The 18,581-nt window shown below is 34.1% G+C and carries 18 protein-coding genes and 1 pseudogene; 18 read left to right on the top strand and 1 reads right to left on the bottom strand.

Going from position 1 to position 18,581, the window contains the following annotated elements:
• Positions 1-152: 152 nt before the first annotated feature.
• A complete protein-coding gene (fucO, locus tag MOC86_RS13540) occupies positions 153-1,325 on the top strand; it encodes a lactaldehyde reductase (protein ID WP_268584638.1) in 1,173 nt (390 codons plus the stop codon).
• Positions 1,326-1,624: 299 nt separating this feature from the next.
• On the top strand, positions 1,625-1,939 hold the full coding sequence (locus tag MOC86_RS13535) for a hypothetical protein (protein WP_268584637.1): 315 nt from the start codon (positions 1,625-1,627) through the stop codon (positions 1,937-1,939).
• Between the two features lie 345 nt (positions 1,940-2,284).
• On the opposite strand, the gene MOC86_RS13530 is transcribed toward MOC86_RS13535, so the two are convergent.
• Positions 2,285-3,007 carry a hypothetical protein gene (locus tag MOC86_RS13530; protein WP_268584636.1) on the bottom strand — a complete coding sequence of 241 codons (723 nt, stop codon included), beginning with the start codon at positions 3,005-3,007 and terminating at the stop codon, positions 2,285-2,287.
• An 890-nt stretch (positions 3,008-3,897) separates the two neighbouring features.
• On the opposite strand from MOC86_RS13530, the pseudogene MOC86_RS13525 reads away from it, so the two are divergent.
• From MOC86_RS13525 to MOC86_RS13450, 16 genes and pseudogenes are all read left to right on the top strand, one after another.
• A pseudogene (locus MOC86_RS13525) lies at positions 3,898-4,362 on the top strand (NUDIX domain-containing protein).
• Between the two features lie 30 nt (positions 4,363-4,392).
• Positions 4,393-5,034: an alpha/beta hydrolase gene (locus MOC86_RS13520; protein WP_268584635.1), complete on the top strand. Its 642-nt coding sequence runs from the start codon at positions 4,393-4,395 to the stop codon at positions 5,032-5,034.
• A gap of 524 nt (positions 5,035-5,558) precedes the next feature.
• Positions 5,559-5,999 (top strand): DUF5412 domain-containing protein, encoded by a 441-nt coding sequence (locus MOC86_RS13515; protein WP_419146640.1) that lies wholly within the window; start codon positions 5,559-5,561, stop codon positions 5,997-5,999.
• 274 nt (positions 6,000-6,273) lie between these two features.
• On the top strand, positions 6,274-7,593 hold the full coding sequence (locus MOC86_RS13510; RefSeq protein ID WP_268584633.1) for an aminotransferase class I/II-fold pyridoxal phosphate-dependent enzyme: 1,320 nt from the start codon (positions 6,274-6,276) through the stop codon (positions 7,591-7,593).
• A 16-nt stretch (positions 7,594-7,609) separates the two neighbouring features.
• Entirely contained in the window at positions 7,610-7,999 is a 390-nt protein-coding gene (gene pcaC, locus MOC86_RS13505) for a 4-carboxymuconolactone decarboxylase (RefSeq protein WP_268584632.1), read from the top strand.
• Positions 8,000-8,567: 568 nt separating this feature from the next.
• A complete protein-coding gene (locus MOC86_RS13500; protein WP_268584631.1) occupies positions 8,568-9,242 on the top strand; it encodes a GntR family transcriptional regulator in 675 nt (224 codons plus the stop codon).
• A 34-nt stretch (positions 9,243-9,276) separates the two neighbouring features.
• A complete protein-coding gene (locus tag MOC86_RS13495) occupies positions 9,277-10,425 on the top strand; it encodes an LLM class flavin-dependent oxidoreductase (RefSeq protein ID WP_268584630.1) in 1,149 nt (382 codons plus the stop codon).
• 11 nt (positions 10,426-10,436) lie between these two features.
• Positions 10,437-11,021, top strand: a complete 585-nt coding sequence (locus MOC86_RS13490; protein WP_113715381.1) for an amino acid synthesis family protein — start codon at positions 10,437-10,439, stop codon at positions 11,019-11,021.
• The gene (locus MOC86_RS13485) at positions 11,021-11,833 is read left to right on the top strand and encodes an alpha/beta fold hydrolase (RefSeq protein ID WP_268584629.1); all 813 of its coding nucleotides are present in this window, start codon (positions 11,021-11,023) and stop codon (positions 11,831-11,833) included. The genes MOC86_RS13490 and MOC86_RS13485 overlap by 1 nt, the downstream gene beginning before the upstream one ends.
• Complete coding sequence (locus MOC86_RS13480) at positions 11,830-13,314, top strand: aldehyde dehydrogenase (protein ID WP_268584628.1); 1,485 nt, start codon at positions 11,830-11,832, stop codon at positions 13,312-13,314. The genes MOC86_RS13485 and MOC86_RS13480 overlap by 4 nt, the downstream gene beginning before the upstream one ends.
• A 15-nt stretch (positions 13,315-13,329) precedes the next feature.
• A complete protein-coding gene (locus MOC86_RS13475; RefSeq protein ID WP_268584627.1) occupies positions 13,330-13,875 on the top strand; it encodes an NADPH-dependent FMN reductase in 546 nt (181 codons plus the stop codon).
• Positions 13,876-13,895: 20 nt separating this feature from the next.
• Positions 13,896-14,294: a riboflavin kinase gene (locus tag MOC86_RS13470; RefSeq protein ID WP_268584626.1), complete on the top strand. Its 399-nt coding sequence runs from the start codon at positions 13,896-13,898 to the stop codon at positions 14,292-14,294.
• Positions 14,295-14,340: 46 nt separating this feature from the next.
• Positions 14,341-14,631 carry a hypothetical protein gene (locus MOC86_RS13465; RefSeq protein ID WP_268584625.1) on the top strand — a complete coding sequence of 97 codons (291 nt, stop codon included), beginning with the start codon at positions 14,341-14,343 and terminating at the stop codon, positions 14,629-14,631.
• A gap of 57 nt (positions 14,632-14,688) precedes the next feature.
• Positions 14,689-16,110 carry an aldehyde dehydrogenase family protein gene (locus tag MOC86_RS13460; RefSeq protein WP_268584624.1) on the top strand — a complete coding sequence of 474 codons (1,422 nt, stop codon included), beginning with the start codon at positions 14,689-14,691 and terminating at the stop codon, positions 16,108-16,110.
• 28 nt (positions 16,111-16,138) lie between these two features.
• A complete protein-coding gene (locus MOC86_RS13455) occupies positions 16,139-16,405 on the top strand; it encodes a YciI family protein (protein WP_268584623.1) in 267 nt (88 codons plus the stop codon).
• A gap of 549 nt (positions 16,406-16,954) precedes the next feature.
• Positions 16,955-18,331, top strand: a complete 1,377-nt coding sequence (locus MOC86_RS13450; RefSeq protein WP_268584622.1) for a purine-cytosine permease family protein — start codon at positions 16,955-16,957, stop codon at positions 18,329-18,331.
• The last annotated feature ends 250 nt before the right edge of the window (positions 18,332-18,581 follow it).

Here is an 18,581-nt window from a genome sequence, read left to right as displayed (position 1 = left end):
ATTCCCTACTTGAGAAAGCAATTATATTAAAAACAATTCAAACGCCCACATATAGGAGGAGGTCTGAGGGACCAATTCAAACATAGCTTCATGAAGCAACTACAAGGAATTAACCATTCTCTTAAAAATTTATTAAATGGAGGTCATTGAAAATGGCTTATCGTTTTATCTTAAATGAAACTAGTTATCATGGTGCTGGAGCTATTAACGAAATTGTTGGTGAAGTTAAAAACCGTAGATTTCAAAAAGCATTGATTGTTACTGACGCTGATTTGGTTAAATTTGGTGTTGTTAAAAAGGTAACTGACCTATTAGATAATGATAACCTACTTTACGAAATCTTTGACCAAGTTAAAGCTAATCCGAGTGTTGCTATCGTTAAAGCTGGTGTTGAAGCCTTCAAGAGTGCTGGTGCTGACTATATTATCGCTATTGGTGGAGGTTCTCCTCAAGATACCGGTAAAGGTATTGGTATTATCATTAATAACCCAGAATTTGCTGATGTTCTTTCCTTAGAAGGTGTAGCCCCTACTAAGAACAAAGCAGTTCCTATGATTGCTGTTGCTACAACTGCTGGTACAGCTGCTGAAACTACAATTAACTACGTTATTACTGATGAAGAGAATCGTCGTAAGTTCGTTTGTGTTGACCCACACGATATTCCAGTCGTTGCTATTGTTGATCCTAACATGATGTCCTCCATGCCCCATGGATTGTCTGCTGCTACTGGTCTAGATGCGTTGACTCATGCTATCGAAGGATACACTACTCTTGGCGCTTGGGAGCTTACTGATACTTTAAACCTAAAGGCTATTGAATTGATTTCTCGTTCACTTCGAGATGCTGTTAACAATGACCCTAAGGGACGCGAAGATATGGCTCTTGGTCAATATGTTACAGGTATGGCTTTCTCTAACGTAGGTCTTGGTGTGGTTCACGGTATGGCTCATCCATTAAGCGCATTCTATAATACTCCTCATGGTATAGCTAATGCTGTATTGCTTCCATATGTAATGGAGTTCAACAAAGATTACACGGGTGAAAAGTTCAAGGAAATCGCTCGTGCCATGGGAGTTGAAGGGGTTGACAACATGACTCAAAACGAATATCGTAAGGCTGCTATTGAGGCTGTTCGTCAACTATCTATTGATCTTAACATTCCTCAAACGTTGAACGAAATTGGTGTAAAGGAGGAAGATCTTGATGCTTTAGCAGACGCTGCTATGGCTGATGTGTGTACAGGAGGTAATCCACGTCCATGTACGAAAGAGTTAATTCTTGAAGTTTATAAAACTGCCTTCTACATTCCTATACAAAAGAATTAGTTCCTAGAGTTTACAAGACTATAATCTTAAGAATACAAAAAAGGTTGAGGATTAATTCTCAGCCTTTTTTGTGTGAAAAGGCTAAGATGTTCGTAATTTTTATATTTAATAATCCATAACAAAGTCTATGTTCATTATCTACCTTTGTTTTTAGTTATTAACGCATTGTCTCAAAAAACATGGTTTTTGAGACGGTTCCATAATGGATTAGTTCCTACCTCAATAAACCCTTATTTCTGTTTCAAAACTTGTATCAAAATCTATGTATCATAAATGTATGTTTTTGATGTATTTTAAAAATGGGCATTAATTCAGAACTTCCATTATACACTCCACAAGAAGAAGGCAAAAAAGAGAAAGAGAAAAAGCCTCTTCTTGTTCCAAAGGGAACGAAGGATTGGATGTCCCTAGAGGAAATTAAGGTTCCAGAAACCTTTCTTCAATTTATACCGATAATAGCGAAACAAAAAGCTGTAGAAGAGAGCATTGAAAAGAATGGAATCGTAGATAAACCAATTATTATTAATCCAGATACACACAAACTCCTAGATAGTTATAGTCGTTATTATGTAGTGAAACAGAAAAAACTAGATTGTGTTCCTGTACATTATTAAAGGTTATTATAAAAATTAAAAGCACAAGAAGCTACCTTCTTGTGCTTTGTATAATCATTCAACCATAAGAGTACTGTTTGCCTATTATTTGTAAATTACAGAGCTTTTACTTAGAAGAGTGTGTCAACTAAATAATGACATATATAATTATAGCGATAATAGTTTGGATTAACGAAATGATACTTAGACGCCCGAAAGGGGCTTTTTGCTTGTTGAAAAATTTATCAACTACAAAATTAAGTATAAAAAAACAAACATATCCTATAATAGCTTCTATTGCAAACATCATTTAGTTTTCACACCTCTCTATAATCAATAAAAGTCTGTTTATCCAGATCTTTTTGACTAATAATCAAATTTTGATCTTAAGACTCGATAGTTCCCACTACCATATAATCCGATGTCAATATATCCATGATAAGTTGCTCCTACCTTTAGTGCAGTAAAAGTACCCTTACTAATTACTTTTACATAACTGGGATCTACTCTATTTGCCCTAACAGTATCAGAAGCACTATACGGCCATATAGTTTGTGCATCGCATTGATACGAGTAACCATTTACTACAGCCTGACCTTTTGAATTTTTTCCATGAGTGAATGAACCAAATGTTTTCATTCTAAATTGATAAGCAAAACCATTCATTGCAATACTATGCGAATAGTTTTTATTTTGATATGCTAGAGTATTATAACCATCACTCTGCAGTAAGAGGTTCTTTGGTGCTGGCTCAGGTTGAAGTATTTCTGTTTCAAAAGTTACAGTACCAAATAAATCTTCATCTCCTATTTCCTCTTCAACTTTTATATCTTCTTTTCCTTCTTCGAGCTGTTTATTTACTTCTATTCTTGCTTTATCTAAAGCCTCATTAGCAAGGTCGAAATAACGTTCTTCTGTTATCGGTTCTTTTCCTTCTTTTTTGAGCTCTTCATTCAGTTTATCAATAGGCTTTTGTTCTTCACTCAAAGTACTTGTTTCTCTTTCGATAGCGCTTACATTACCGCCATTAAAAGTCAATATCCCAAAACCTATTGATAATGCTGTTAAAATAGAAATAGTTTTTTTCATTTTTTCCTCCCTAATACTAATATATTTATTAGTTTAATTTTAGTTTTAGAATATAAAATAGAGATTCGTTTATATATCTTACATCGCTAATAAAAATCAAATTATTTGAAAAAGTTAAAACTTCGTGAAGATGATCCTCAATTCTGTAGGAGAAAGTGTTGGGATTTTTCCGATGTCTGATTCAAAAGTAAAAGAGGAAGTGTTGTACTATGATGCTTCTTACTGTTTTTCATAACTGAAGGTGATAGAATATTCCTAAAAATATGTTGGAGTAAACTCATACCGAGTAAAAAGGAACAGATTCAAAAATGTTTTTTGCTTAATCTTTTATTCCAATACAATACCCCCCAATTTATGTATTTTATTTCTTGTAAATATATTAAAATACAAATTTTTCCAAGTAAATAAAAAAGATAAAGATTCCATAGTAGAATAATGTGGATACAAATTCTGTTATTTCTATTTTTATACTTATTTTGAATTTATATCCCTATTATTCTATCAAAAATGTTCGTAAAAGTGTATGTTTTTATAAGGACGTTCGTAATTTAAATTTAAACTTAAATGAACATAAAAAAAGCTAGATTTCTAATCAAAAAGAAATGGCCGTAAAAGTACACTTTTACGGACGTGCACTTTGCGAACAATCTAATTGATTTTACTGTTTATGAATTAAAAAGGTAATTAAAGGATATTGACATTATACCTATTCATTATGGAAATAAATGTAAAAATGTTTTCACTAAACAATTTCGTATTTTTTTACCATCTGGGATATGTTTTAAGTTAACTAAAAGTGTATGGAGTATATATTAGGGTCCTTATTTAATTAAGGATATAGATAACGAGATTGTATGGTAAAATTAGGATGTTAAAAAGGGGGAACATAAGTGTATATTAGAAACTCAGCAAAAGCTATTATAATTAATGAAGATAAGATCTTATTAACAAAAAACCAGGACAATGAAGGGTACTTTTATCTTTACCCTGGTGGAGGACAAGAATATCGTGAAACTCTTCATGATGCATTAATAAGAGAGTGTATAGAAGAAGTTGGATAAAAGGTAGAAATTGGGGCACTTCTTCATATTCGCGAATATATAGGAAAAAACCATGAACATGCTTCATTCGACTTTAACATTCATCAAGTTGAGTCCTATTTTATTTGTCACCTAATGGAGGGAGTAAATAATCATAAAAAACCGACTAATCCTGATAGCCATCAAGTAGGTATAGAATGGATCTGTGTTAGAGATTTACTCCAATATAGAATATATCCTAAGGAATTAAGTAAATACATAATAAAGTATTTGCTTGATGAGAAGTCACCTATTTATTTAGGGGATATTAATTGAACATGATTTGAAATAGATGGAGTAGATGTTATGAGAGTAGATCATAAAATAATAACGATTGATAAAAAAGAAGTCTCTTATACTCATATCCAAAATGGGAGTACTACGGTTTGCTTTATGCTCTCTGGATCGGGTTATACGTATGAAAAACCTCTATTTTATTATTCAACCATGACCATGCTTCAAGGCAAACGCGATGTTGTTCATATACACTATTCTTATGAGAAAGATATACTTAATCTTTCAGTAGAAGAAATAACAAATATTATGGTTAAAGAGATCATTCCAGTTATTGAGGACGTGAGGAAAAATAATTATTATACAGAAACAATGTTCTTAGGTAAGTCGTTAGGTACAATTCCTCTTATTGATAAATTTATGAAAACAAGCATGTACAAAGACTCCCCATTAATTTTACTTACTCCATTATTAGATTTCGATTGTATTGTGGAATCCTTGCTTATGGGACATCACCAAACTTTAATCATTATAGGTGAAAAAGACGTTCACTACATCCCAAGGGCAATAGAGAAAATTAAAGATAAATCCAATATAGAGATTGAAGTTTTACCAAATGCTAATCATTCTTTAGATGCGGATCCTATGAGCACTTCAATGTCTATTAGAATTCTAAATCAGGTAACGGAAAAAGTAGAAAAATTCTTAGGTTGACAGAACTTATTAGCCGAGCCCAGTTTTTTATACCGATAATCAACATATGCTAACTACTCATTGGTGAATTTTCTGTAATAAAAAGAAACCCTTTGCTCAGCACCAGCAAAGGGTTTTTGCATATGGGGGAATACATTAGAAGTATGGACAGTTTTGTAGATTAATATACATGTATATTTGTATATTTTACTCTTTGTTAAGGTACGATAAGGGTGGTTGTGGTGGGTGTGGGGACATTTTCCATTTGAAAAGACAGTATAAAAACAGGATAGAAAGAAATCATTTTAGGTTAAAGAAAAGTAGATTATCGACAAGGGGATTTGTGGGAAATGTAGGGAATAATCCCACAGGCCCATAGTAGTTATTGCAATGAAAACACACAAATATAGGCTCAAATTTTACAATTATCTTCTGTTTTACAGAGCATACTCCATTAAATGCAAAATTTGAGTCCTATAACGCATTTTATGTAAATCAGAATTATATAACCCATGCATAACCTTTTTATATTAAAATGGATTAATATGGGAGGGTTTATTTTGAAAAAGAGGTTAATAAAGGTAGGGATTATATTCCTTATCCTCATGAGTAGTTTAACAGGCTGTATATATTATAAATTTTTTAGTCTACAGGGCGTCCCCAAAGGGGAATTAATCCGAAAAGTAGAATCCCCTAATGGCGAATATGTTGTAAAAACTTATTTTCATTATGGCGGTTCATTAAGTTTGGATGCGGCTAGGGGAGAATTAATTAATGCTCAAACAAACAGAAAAAGAAATATATATTGGAATTACCCTGATGCAGATCCGTATATAGTCTGGATAGATAATGATACCATTAAAATCGGAAATCAAACTTTAAATGTTAACAAGGGGGAAACTTACGATTGGCGCAATGATGATGAGTGGGAAAGAGAGTTACCAAGACAATTATCTGACCAATATCCGCCAAAAGTAATCGAGTAACTTCCCCTAATCAACATTATGTTAATTAAAAATGAATAGGATATACATTTTCAAAATATAACGTTAAATATTTTCTTTACTTTGTAATCTGTCCTTTTTACCAGTTTATAATTGGAGAACTAGTGGATGGAAAAGTGGTAAAGTTATACCTTTGATCCTATAATTATAACAATTCTGTTTGATGGAACATTTATAATATTATAGAAATAAATCTATATTAATGTTAAAATATTATAAAAATTCTAACTATACTATGGGTGTTGGGGGAATGCTTATGAATCATCTCGCAAAGGAATTAAATGACAATATAAAAAGGGAAAACATATATATAAATGAAATGCTGTCAAAATTGGGTGAATATTCATATTATCCAAAAGGAATTTTAAGTCAGTCAGCTGAGGCTAATAAAAAAGCCCATCGTTTTAATGCCACTATTGGCATCGCAACAGAAAATTCTACTCCTATGCATTTTGACCATATTCAAGAGCAATTTAGAAATTATGACCCTAATGATATATATCCTTATGCTCCACCTTCAGGAAAACAAACCTTAAGAGAGGTTTGGAGAAGTAAATTACTAAAAGATAACCCTTCATTACAGAACAAAACATTCTCTTTACCACTAATCACAAATGCGTTAACTCATGGCCTAAGTATTGTTGCTGACCTCTTTGTAAATGCAGATGACTCTATTATTCTTCCAGATAAATATTGGGGTAATTATAATTTTATATTTGAAACTAGAAGAGAGGCTAACATACTTACATATCCTCTGTTTGATGAGTTTGAAAAATTTAATGTACCTGCATTTAAAGAATGTCTTCTTAACCAAAAGGAGAAGGGAAAAGCAATAGTTTTATTAAATTTCCCTAATAATCCTACAGGATACACTCCTTATCAGAAGGAAGTTGAAGGAATTATATCTGCACTATATGAAGCTGCTCAAAATGGAATTAATACGGTTGTTATATTAGATGATGCTTATTTTGGTCTGTTCTATGAAAATTCATTAAGAGAATCATTATTTGGGCAATTAGCTAATTTACATGAAAGAATTTTACCAATCAAGATTGACGGAGCTACAAAAGAAAATTACGTCTGGGGATTGAGAGTAGGATTTATTACTTACGCATCTGAAAGCTTAACTATCTTAGACGCTCTTGAACAAAAAACAAAAGGGATTATACGAGGAACTATTTCAAGTGGTTCTCATTTGTCTCAAACTGTTATATTAAATTCTTTAAAATCTAATGAATATCTTAAGGAAAAACAACAAAAATATGAGGTTATGTATGCTAGGGCTACAAAGGTAAAAGAGGTACTAAACAAAGAAAAGTATCAAAAATATTGGAAATACTATCCGTTTAATTCTGGTTACTTTATGTGTCTCAAACTACATAATGTTAATGCAGAGACAGTAAGATTGCATCTCTTAGAAAAGTATGGGGTAGGTACGATAGCTATAAATGACACTGATTTAAGAATAGCATTTTCTTGTGTAGAGGAAGAAAACATAGAAGAATTGTTTGATCTCATTGGTGAAGGTATTAAGGATCTAATAAAAATAAGTGAAGTAAGTGCAGTTAATAAATAAAGAATAGGGGAAAAAAATGACTAATAATCGTTTTGAAGATGGACTAGAAATTAGACGTGAAGTATTAGGGACAGAATACGTAGATAAATCAATTAATAATGCAAATGATTTTAATATGGATCTACAAAAGCTTGTAACAGAATATTGTTGGGGAGATGTCTGGAAAAGACCTGGTCTTCCGAGAAAAACTAGAAGTATTATCAATTTAGCTATGCTTACTGCTTTAAACCGACCACATGAATTAAAAACTCACGTTCGAGGAGCTTTAAGGAATGGCGTTACAGAAGAAGAAATTAAAGAAGTTCTCTTACAAACAGCAATTTATTGTGGAGTTCCTGCTGCTTTAGATAGTTTTCGGATTGCACAAGAAGTTTTGAACGCCGAAAAACAACAAAAAATGGAATAGATGAATGGATTGTTAAATATTTATTAATGAAAATCTAAAAACAACTACTACTTTGTAAAGAAAAGGGGACGCTATCGTCCTCTTTTTTAGTTCTTAAAAAAATTATGAAACCCATAAGCATAGAAAGTAATCTACTTAATCTAATCTTCACCCATTTTTCTAATATAATTTATATCCTGTTTCCCTTTATATAATTAGTGTCTAGAAATGTTGCCATTCTAATAAAAAAACATAATAAGGAGAGCATTAAAAGAACAAGGTTTTGCACTTGCAAAGGTGAAGTTTTTTTCGGTTACTTTTTATTAGTAAATATACCAGTAGAAATAATAAAAATAAAATATATTGTGCTCATAAAAAATATTAATTCGTTTCAATAGTTTATAAGAATAAAAAATTTTTTATTCTTATAAATAGAGATAAAAGAGCGAAAAAAGAAAATATTTTTTATTTTCTGAAATCATTGACAATTGTACACGCTTACATTAGTATTTTGTTTAGCATCTCCTTGTATGGTACATGGTACATGGTACAGAAAGAAGCTTAGTCTAAAAGAAAAGAGGTGAGTTCAATGGAACTATCTGTTGCAACTGATAGTATTCATACACAAGTTACAAATGCTTTACGCACTGCGATTATTACAGGAGATTTAGAAATGGGCCAAAAGATTTCTGAAAAGACCCTTTCTCAAAAACTGAATGTGAGTAGGACTCCTGTGCGAGAGGCATTAAAGCAATTAGAAAGGGAAGGATTAGTTGAAATTATACCTAGAGTTGGTACATGTGTTAGAAAACCCACTGAAAAAGAAATTGCGGAGTTGTTTACACTAAAGGAGGCTCTTGAAGGTCTTGCTGCTAGCGAAATGGCAAAACGAGGTCCAATACCAGAACTTGAAGATTTAGTTCAAGCAATGGAAAAAATGGAGCACTCTGTGAGAGAGAACAATATAGACAATTATGTAGAAGCTAATACAACTTTCCATGCAGCAATTTTAGCAGGAGCTGGAAATAGTAAATTACTCTTTCATTATGACTTACTAATTAACCAGCTTTTTTACAGTAAATTTGTATATTTAACTCTTGAGCAACCAAATCGATTAGAGAAATCGGTACAAGAACACAAAAGAATTGTGGAAGCAATAAAGTCTCAAGATAGTAAGGTAGCTGAACAACTAATGAGAGATCATGTAGAAAAAAGTGGAGCTAAACTTAAAGAGATTATGAAAGAAAAGTTATTTAAAAATTAAAATCTTCAAAATTGATGAAAGGTAGGAGAGTAAAATGAAATTTGGTATTTTTGCAAACCTAGCTCGTCCATGGAAACATGAGGATTTTACAAAGGCACTTGAGGAGGCTAGAGAGCAGGCTGTATATTGTGACAAAGTGGGATTTGATTCAATTTGGTATACTGAACATCATTTTGGTCATGAAGGATATGAGTTAATCCCAAATCCAATTTTAATGGGAGCAGATATTGCAGCTAGAACCAAAAACATTCGAATTGGACAGGCTGCTAATATTATTACTTTCTGGCATCCACTCCGATTAGCAGAAGATATAGCATTATTAGATCAATTAAGTGGAGGGCGTGTAGACGTAGGGATTGGTCGCGGCCTCTATGGCAGGGAAGCAATGAACCTTAATCAATTAGCTAATCCCAAAGATCAAGAACAAAATCGAGCACTATTTGAAGAAACTTATGAAATTTTATTAAAAGCATGGTCTGAACGATTCTTTTCCCACAAAGGAACATTTTATAATTTCCCTACCCCTGGATTGCAATGGAAACATCCATTGAGTCCACCATCTGAAGACTTTATGGATATGGAAAAAGGTGAAATTACAAAAATGTCTATCATACCTACAACTCATCAACGACCTCACCCTCCTATATGGCAAGTAATCGATTCTCCTAGATCAATTAAGAGGGCTGCTGAAAATCAAGTAAACGGGATTTTTTGGATGCCTACAGTTAAAGAATTGAAGAAACGCTTTGAATTATATCGTGACACTCTTTCTGAAGCAAAGGGCGTACCTGTAGAGCTAGGGGAAGGTATTTCCCTTGTAAGAGATGTTTATGTAGCAGATACGATGGAAGAAGCAAGAAGAGATGCAGAGGAAGCTGTATTACACACTTATCGTTGGATTTGTCATTGGCGTGGTTTAGGCAACATGCTGGATCCTGGAGAAGAATTAAAGCCTGGTACTGAACTTAGTTATGAATTTTTACATTCTCGTAATCTATTATTTGGAACACCAGATTACGTAGCAGAAAAAATTCAAGAACTTAAAGAGGAACTTAATTTAAAACAATTATTACTTTGGACAAATCATGGTAGTTTATCACATGAAAAAATTATGCGTAGTACAAAACTATTTGCAGAAGAGGTTATGCCTAAATTTAAAAAAGATATTTCATTACATGTATAAGGGGGCTATTTATTATGGTGAATGTTCGAAAATTGTATACAGTAGTTGAGGAAACAAGAATGGAGGGTGGAAAGGAGGTAAAACCACCAATTTTAAACATTGCTGCTGTAGCAGTTCTTCAAAACCCATGGAATGATTGTGAGTATACGGAGGATTTAAAACCGAAGATTTTAGAATACGCTCCTCCATTAGGCGAGATGCTTGTTAACAAACTATTTGAAGTTATTGATTCCTCTGATCAGGTAGAAGCATTTGGTAAGGCAGCTGTAGTTGGTGTAAATGGCGAATTAGAACATGCTTCTGCCCTCATTCACACGTTTAGATTCGGTAACAAGTTTCGTGATGCAGTAGAGGGAACCAGTATTTTATCTTTTACAAATAAACGAGGTGGACCAGGTACTTATATTACCATCCCAATGGTACACAAAACTGATGAATCCAAACGTTCTCATTTTATTACTTTTGAAGTGAATATACCAGACGCACCACGTGCGGATGAAATTGTTGTAGCCATTGGTGCTTCCACAGGAGGGCGTCCACATCCACGAATTGGCGATCGTCATCAGGATATGGTAGAAATGGGATTGAAATCGTAATGAAACAATCTTTAAACTGTAATTGTTCCACTTATTATATGGAAGAAGGACAAGGAGTTCCGATTATACTTATTCATGGGGTTGGATTAGATCTAAACATGTGGCATAAGCAAGTGAAATCTTTATCCTCCCAATATCGGGTTATTTGTTATGACATGCTAGGCCACGGGAGATCTGACTGCCCCCCGGGGCCTTATGCGTTAGAACATTTTGTTAAACAATTAGATGATTTATTTTCTTTGTTGAATCTTTCGGAAGCTCATTTAGTAGGGTTTTCTATGGGGGGATTAGTTGCTCAAGCATACGCTATATCTCATCCAAATAAAGTATCTTCATTAAATATTATAAGTTCCGTCGCCAAACGCTCCAAGGAGCAGAGAAAAGGTGTCCTTACAAGGGTAGAGAAAGTTGAAAAAGAAGGACATAAATCTACTATTGAGGCGGCTATAAAACGTTGGTTTAATCAGACTTTTATAGAGGAAAATCTTGAGGTAGTAGGGCAAATTCAAAAATGTCTTGAAAATAATCAACCTGATGCTTATGCAGCAGCTTATCGCGTGTTTGCTACGGCTGATGAAGAAATATATGAGCAATTAACACAAATAGAGTGTCAAACTCTTATTGTTACAGGGGAATTGGATTATGGATCAACCCCAGAAATGGCTGAACTTATGGCTAAGGAAATTTCTCATTCAGAGGTCGTTATTTTCCAAGGCATTAGGCACATGTTACCTATTGAGGCGCCTGAGTCGCTAAATCAACTCCTACTTTCTCAACTAAGTAAATATTCTGAAAAGGAGATGACCAAATGACAGAACTAGCAAAATATAAAATGTATATCAACGGAGAATGGGTTGAATCAAGTGATGGTGGATATTTTACGAGCTACAATCCAGCAACGGGTGAACCTTGGTGCCAAGTAGCAAAAGGAACATCAGAGGATGTAGAGAGAGCCGTACAAGTTGCCCACCAGGCTTTTGAGAACTCTGAATGGACTTCCATGACATATTCACAACGTGGAAAACTACTACAACGTTTAGGCGATTTGATAGCAGAAGATTATGAGAAACTAGCTGATTACGAAACATTAGATAACGGAAAATTAATTCGTGAAATGCGAGGACAACTTCAATATATTCCTGAATTCTACTATTATTATGCAGGGCTCGCTAATAAAATTCATGGGGATACTCTTCCTATTGATAAGAAAGACATGTTTGTATTTACTTCCAGAGAACCTTTAGGGGTAGTAGCTGCTATTACACCTTGGAACTCCCCTTTGTACCTTACAACGTTAAAACTAGCGCCAGCATTGGCAGCTGGTAACACAATAGTAATTAAACCATCTGAAGTTACTTCTGCTTCCTTATTAGAATTAATGCCACTCATAGAAAAAGCAGGATTCCCACCAGGTGTTGTAAATGTAGTGACTGGGTTTGGCGATCCTGTTGGAAATGCTTTAACAAGCCACCCACTTGTTAGAAAAATTGCCTTTACGGGTGGAACAGAGTCAGCTCGTCATGTCGTTCATAATTCAGCTAAACACTTTTCCCAATTATCATTAGAATTGGGAGGGAAATCACCAAATATCGTCTTTGATGATGCAGATATTGAAAGCGCTTCAATGGGTATCATTGCAGGAATTTTTGGAGCATCGGGGCAGAGTTGTGTGGCTGGATCTAGGGCGTTTCTCCATAAAAGTATTTATAATGAGGTCGTTGATCGAATTGTTACGCGCACATCTAATATTGTTATTGGCGATCCTATGTCGCCAACAACAGAAATGGGACCATTAGCAACCGAATCACAATTAAAAAGAATGGAACATTATGTTGAACTAGGAAAGGGACAAGGAGCTAATCTTATTTACGGGGGAAAACGACCAGCACATTTAAAAAAAGGATGGTATTTTGAACCAACCATTTTTGAACATACTAATGCTGAAATTCGAATTGCTCAGGAAGAGATATTTGGCCCCGTTTTAACAATCATACCATTTGAAAATGAAGAAGAAGTCATTAGCTTAGCCAATAACACAAACTATGGATTGGCTGCGGGTATTTGGACAAACAATTTGGCAAGGGCACATCAAATATCTAAGGCAGTTCGAGCTGGTATTGTATGGGTTAATACTTATAGAAGTATCTCCCCCATTGCATCTATTGGAGGATCACACTGGAGTGGATATGGAAGAGAAGGCGGAGTGGAGTCCATTCATGAATATACTCAAAATAAAGTAGTTTGGATGAATACTTCAACTGAACCTATGGTCGACCCATTCATTATGAGGTAAAGGAGCGTTTTAAATATGAAATTACTGGGGATTTCAGGAACTATAACAGGATCAAAGACAGCTATAGTCATTCAGAACCTATTAGAAGAGGTAAAAAGAAACAACCCGGAAATTAAGGTGGAATTGCTGGATATGAAAAATTACGATGTCCAGTTCTGTGATGGACGGAACCCTTCTACCTATAACGAAGATACGAGAAAAGTCATTGATATCGTTTCTTCAGCTGATTTCTATATTATTGGCACTCCTATATTTCAGGGGTCTATTACCGGAGTTCTTAAAAATTTATTTGATTTAATTCCTCCAACATCTTTCCGTAACAAAGTAATGGGATTCGCTGCAACAGGGGGAACTTATCAGCATTATCTTGTGATTGAAAACCAATTAAAACCTATTGCGGGATACTTTAGATCCTTTGTTGCTCCTAGTTATGTATATGCTCATAATAGTCATTTCAATGATCAAAAAGAATTAGTTGATGAAGAGGTTATAACTAGAGTGAACAATCTGGCTAAAGAAGTCGTTTATATGCAAAAGTCTCTAAAGGGAGTAGAAGTTTGATAGGAAGGTAGGGAAAGTATATGATTCTTCGTACAGACAAATCAAAAGTTTTATGTACGTTTACCGGTCGTGTAATTATGGGAAATCAAATAGGCCGGGAAATAGGCTTTCCTACTGCAAATCTTTTTGTGGATTCACAAAAAATCTATTTATCACATGGGGTATATGCCGTAAGGGTTATATATAATAAAGAATCTTTTTTAGGAATTATGAATGTCGGAACAAGACCTACGATTAATGAAGAAAAATCGTGTATCCACTACGAAGTGCATATCTTTGATTTTAATAAAGTAATTTACAACGAACGTCTAGAAGTTGATGTTTGTTTCTTTATACGGAATGAAATTGCCTTTGAAAATTTGGATCAGTTAATTTTGCAAATTAAGAAGGATATTGAGTTTGCTAAAAGTCGTTTGTAAGCTAACAGATGGCTAAAAATGAATTACTTTTAATAGGAGGGATAAAATGAATAAAGTTTTAGAAAGGAATATTCATTTACCTGACTTGATGTTTGTTAACTTATGTGACTCTCAATATGGCATTAACAGAGGTGTATACAATACAATAGATGCTTGGCTTTATAAACACGGATTAACAGATATATTAGAAAGACGTCGAAATATCTTATCTTTTTTAGAATCAATAAAATTCAAATCTGAAACGGCAGAAAAAGGTCGATTGAAGTTTGGACCTGGAGGTTTATCTATAAAATTACAGAACTACTTTTCGAAGGATTATTTAGAAACAGGTACTTAATCGATAAATTAGGTGCTGAAAATTATAATTAATGGGTGAAAGGAAGAGAAATGATATATGAAAAAAAGATTATTCATAAATGGGGAATGGATAGAAACTGATGAGTATACCTCACTATCTTCTCCCTATTCTGGAGAAGTAATTGCTGAAATTCCTATAGCCACTGAAAGAGAAACAAATCAAGCCATAGAGGTTGCTTATCAGGCCCGTAATGAAATGGCGAAGATGCCAGCCCATCAAAGGGCAAGGATTTTAGAGTCTTTAAGTAGACTATTAGAACAAAAGGCAGACGAAGCTGCACGAATTCTCGCACTAGAGGCTGCAAAACCTATTACAACAGCTAAATCGGAAGTTGCTCGTACAATAGAAACTTATAAGTTTGCTGCAGAAGAAGCAAAGCGAATTTATGGTGAAACATTGCCACTTGATGCTGCTCAAGGGGGAGAAGGAAGAATTGCTTATACAAAAAGAGAACCTATAGGTGTCATAGGGGCTATTACACCTTTTAATTTTCCAATGAATTTAGTAGCCCATAAAATTGGTCCAGCAATCGCAGCTGGTAATACTATTGTCTTAAAACCAGCTTCACAGACACCCTTATCAGCCTTTTTTATAGCTGAACTACTACAAGAAGCTGGGCTTCCCAATGGAGCTCTCAATGTAGTAACAGGAAGTGGTCGAGTGATTGGAGATCAGATTGTCAATGATAAGAGAGTAAATATGATTACCTTTACTGGTAGCCCAAGTGTAGGAATGGGGATTCGAAATAAGGCTGGGTTAAAGCGAGTAACATTGGAGCTTGGATCTAATGCAGGAGTAATTATTGATAAAGGGATTGATATTGATAAGATTATTTCCCGTTGTGTAACCGGAGCTTTTTCTAATCAAGGTCAGGTTTGTATTTCATTACAACGTGTTTATGTTCATGAAGAAATCTATAATGAATTTGTTGAAAAATTTGTTGAAGCAACAAATAAATTAGTAGTAGGAAATCCTCTTGATGCTGAGACAGATTTATCGGCTTTAATTTCTTCAAATGATTTAGAAAGAAGTATGGAGTGGATAAGGGAGGCAGAGGAACGTGGGGCAGACATTGTTACAGGAGGAAAAGTGGAGAATAATATCCTTTATCCAACTGTTATTTTAAATGCTGAGCCTTCTTTAAAAGTATCTTGCCAAGAAGTATTTGCCCCAATTGTTTTAATTAATAAAGTTAGTTCTATTGAAGAAGCTTTTGAGTTGGTTAACGATTCACGCTATGGTCTACAAGCTGGAATCTATACAGAAAATGTACATACAGCTTTGAATGCAGCAGAAAAATTGCATGTAGGTGGCGTCATGATTAATGATATCCCTACTTTCCGTGTTGATCATATGCCTTATGGGGGAGTAAAAGAGAGTGGTTTTGGTAGAGAGGGGTTAAAATACGCAATTGAGGAAATGACCGAGATAAAACTCGTTGTTTGGAATAGAAACTAATCTTTAGTTTAAATAGGAGGCGTAATAGATGAGGTATTACGCGGCAATATTGCATATGCTCGATTTAGAAAAGAATAAAAAGATTCTCCCTTATCATATTGAATATCTTAATAAACTAGATCAACAAGGGAAAATTTGGGGAAGAGGGCCTTTTTCAGATAAATCAGGTGGAATGGTTATCTATATCGCTGAAACTCTAGAAGAAGCCAAATATATGGCGGAGAATGATCCCCATGTTCTGGAAGGGGTTCGTCGTTTAGAACTCAAGGAATGGGAAGTTTTAGAACTTCCTTAAGACAAGCAAGAAGTTTTTTGGTGGTGCAAATCTTATTTGCAAACAACAATTAATAGAAAATATTAAATTCCCTAATCTTTCTACTAAAAATAATTTTAGGAACCTTAATTAGCTTAAAATAGAATAATGGAATATCCGTAAATGCATTATGCTCTGTTTTTTTAGTGAGTATATGCTATGAAACATAGTATAAAATTTCTCTATTAAGATGCAGGTTATTATTGCTTTATAAGCAGATAACTATACAGGATAAACGTTCCTCTTGAATTAACGGTAGTAAGTATTATTCCTCTTGCATTAACAGATTCTACTATGTGACATTTACGGGACTAAAGGAGAAAAATATCAAAACTTTATTTTTCTGATTATTCAGATATTATCAACCCTTAATGGAGTGTAAGTATGTAAATGGATAAGAACCTTATAGTCTGAAATGTTTTGTAAGAAGAGAATGTATACAGGTTTATTCATATAGTCTAATTTAATTTCACTACATGCATTTATGTATACAAATACTTTCAACAGTTAATTTATGAGGAGGCGTGTCCCGTGAAAGTTGAAACACGTAGTATTGAATTTGTTCCAGTGGAGGAACGGCATGGTAAAGCTCGTGATTTATTCCCTATTTGGTTTGGCGCAAATATGCATGTTACAACTCTTGTAACAGGTGCATTACCCATTAGTTTAGGTCTTAATCTATTTTGGAGTTTTGCTGCTATCATTATTGGAACACTATTAGGTGCCATTTTCATGGCTTCTCATTCTGCTCAGGGCCCTAAACTTGGAATCCCTCAAATGGTTCAGAGTCGAGCACAGTTTGGAGTAATTGGAGCCATCTTTCCATTATTTCTTGTAATGTTCGTTTACTTAGGTTTTTTTGCGAGTAGTAGTGTGCTTGCAGCTCAAACTTTAAGTAGTTTAATTCCTATTAATCAGAGCTGGAGTATCATAATTTTAAGCATTATTTGTTTTGTAGTGACAATTTACGGTCACGATTTAATTCATAAAATGCAGAAATTATTATCATGGTCCTCCCTTGTAATTTACCTAGTAGCAACTATTATTATATTTCAGTTACCACTTCCGACAGGCAGCTTGTCGTTAGTTAGCTTAGATTGGCCTGTATTCTTGCTATCGATTAGTGTTGTAGCAACATGGCAATTAGCATACGCCCCATACGTAGCAGACTACTCTCGCTATCTGCCAGTGAATACATCAACTTCTCAAACATTTTGGTATAGCTATCTAGGTACATTTGTTGGAACGGTATGGATGATGGTTTTAGGAGCAACTTTGACTATTGCAATTCCCAATTTTCTTGATCACTCTGGGGGGAATTTAGCCTCTTTATTTGGAAAATTTTCTATCTTCATGTACCTAATTATTATTTTTGGCCAGCTTGCTATTAATGTTTTTAATTTATATGGCGCCTTCATGTCAACCATTACAACCATAGAACCTTTTTGGAAGATAAAAGTAACACAAAAAGTTCGTATAGGAATGATATTTTGTGTTACGTTAGCAGGTACTATTTTGTGTCTATTAGGACAAAGTAATTTTCTGTCCTTTTTCTTAAACTTTATCTTTTTTATTAGTTATTTCTTAATCCCTTGGACATCTATTAACCTTGTAGATTATTATTTATTACGTCATGGTAAATATAATGTGAAAGATATCTTTGACTTAAATGGTCAATACGGGAAGATAAACCAAGTTACATGTATAGCGTTTGGTATAGCCATTATTGCAGAAATTCCTTTTATTAATACTTCATTCTATATAGGTCCTATAGCAAAGGCTTTTGGAGGGGCGGACATTGCTTGGTTAGTGGGATTAATTGTCCCCGCAATTTTGTACTATTTTCCAATGAAACGGAAGTTAAATAAAAGTCAGCCCTCTTCAACACACGAAAAAACTGCTTTATAGAGAAAAAAGAATAACTTTATCATAAAGAGGAAGAGAACTTGCTTCCTCTTTATTTATGTTTTGCTTCCTCTTTATTTATGTTTTGGTTACCCTTAATTTAGCCAAAAATAGTCGACTTCCAACATTAAGAATACATAGTTTTCCTATAACATGTTTTATGGTGCGACAAGAAGTCGCTTCTATATAGTGTGGCTTACTCCACTAGTTTAGACGCAAAAACTGTCCCCGTCCAAAACTGCGGGACCGGTAA

The organism is Priestia endophytica, assembly GCF_026790145.1.
In the GTDB taxonomy this organism is placed as follows: domain Bacteria; phylum Bacillota; class Bacilli; order Bacillales; family Bacillaceae_H; genus Bacillus_I; species Bacillus_I endophytica_A.
Note: the sequence above shows the minus strand (reverse complement) of the source record. Positions and strands in the feature narration are given on the sequence as shown.

Excerpts from the sequence above, each read along its gene's own strand:
- MOC86_RS13495 (WP_268584630.1), top strand. The coding sequence starts at position 9,277 with ATGAAATTTGGTATTTTTGCAAACCTAGCTCGTCCATGGAAACATGAG.
- MOC86_RS13535 (WP_268584637.1), top strand. The coding sequence starts at position 1,625 with ATGGGCATTAATTCAGAACTTCCATTATACACTCCACAAGAAGAAGGC.
- MOC86_RS13515 (WP_419146640.1), top strand. The coding sequence starts at position 5,559 with ATGGGAGGGTTTATTTTGAAAAAGAGGTTAATAAAGGTAGGGATTATA.
- MOC86_RS13460 (WP_268584624.1), top strand. The coding sequence starts at position 14,689 with ATGAAAAAAAGATTATTCATAAATGGGGAATGGATAGAAACTGATGAG.
- MOC86_RS13500 (WP_268584631.1), top strand. The coding sequence starts at position 8,568 with ATGGAACTATCTGTTGCAACTGATAGTATTCATACACAAGTTACAAAT.
- MOC86_RS13530 (WP_268584636.1), bottom strand. The coding sequence starts at position 3,007 with ATGAAAAAAACTATTTCTATTTTAACAGCATTATCAATAGGTTTTGGG.
- MOC86_RS13510 (WP_268584633.1), top strand. The coding sequence starts at position 6,274 with ATGAATCATCTCGCAAAGGAATTAAATGACAATATAAAAAGGGAAAAC.
- fucO (WP_268584638.1), top strand. The coding sequence starts at position 153 with ATGGCTTATCGTTTTATCTTAAATGAAACTAGTTATCATGGTGCTGGA.
- MOC86_RS13480 (WP_268584628.1), top strand. The coding sequence starts at position 11,830 with ATGACAGAACTAGCAAAATATAAAATGTATATCAACGGAGAATGGGTT.
- MOC86_RS13470 (WP_268584626.1), top strand. The coding sequence starts at position 13,896 with ATGATTCTTCGTACAGACAAATCAAAAGTTTTATGTACGTTTACCGGT.
- MOC86_RS13465 (WP_268584625.1), top strand. The coding sequence starts at position 14,341 with ATGAATAAAGTTTTAGAAAGGAATATTCATTTACCTGACTTGATGTTT.
- MOC86_RS13520 (WP_268584635.1), top strand. The coding sequence starts at position 4,393 with ATGAGAGTAGATCATAAAATAATAACGATTGATAAAAAAGAAGTCTCT.
- MOC86_RS13455 (WP_268584623.1), top strand. The coding sequence starts at position 16,139 with ATGAGGTATTACGCGGCAATATTGCATATGCTCGATTTAGAAAAGAAT.
- pcaC (WP_268584632.1), top strand. The coding sequence starts at position 7,610 with ATGACTAATAATCGTTTTGAAGATGGACTAGAAATTAGACGTGAAGTA.
- MOC86_RS13475 (WP_268584627.1), top strand. The coding sequence starts at position 13,330 with ATGAAATTACTGGGGATTTCAGGAACTATAACAGGATCAAAGACAGCT.
- MOC86_RS13485 (WP_268584629.1), top strand. The coding sequence starts at position 11,021 with ATGAAACAATCTTTAAACTGTAATTGTTCCACTTATTATATGGAAGAA.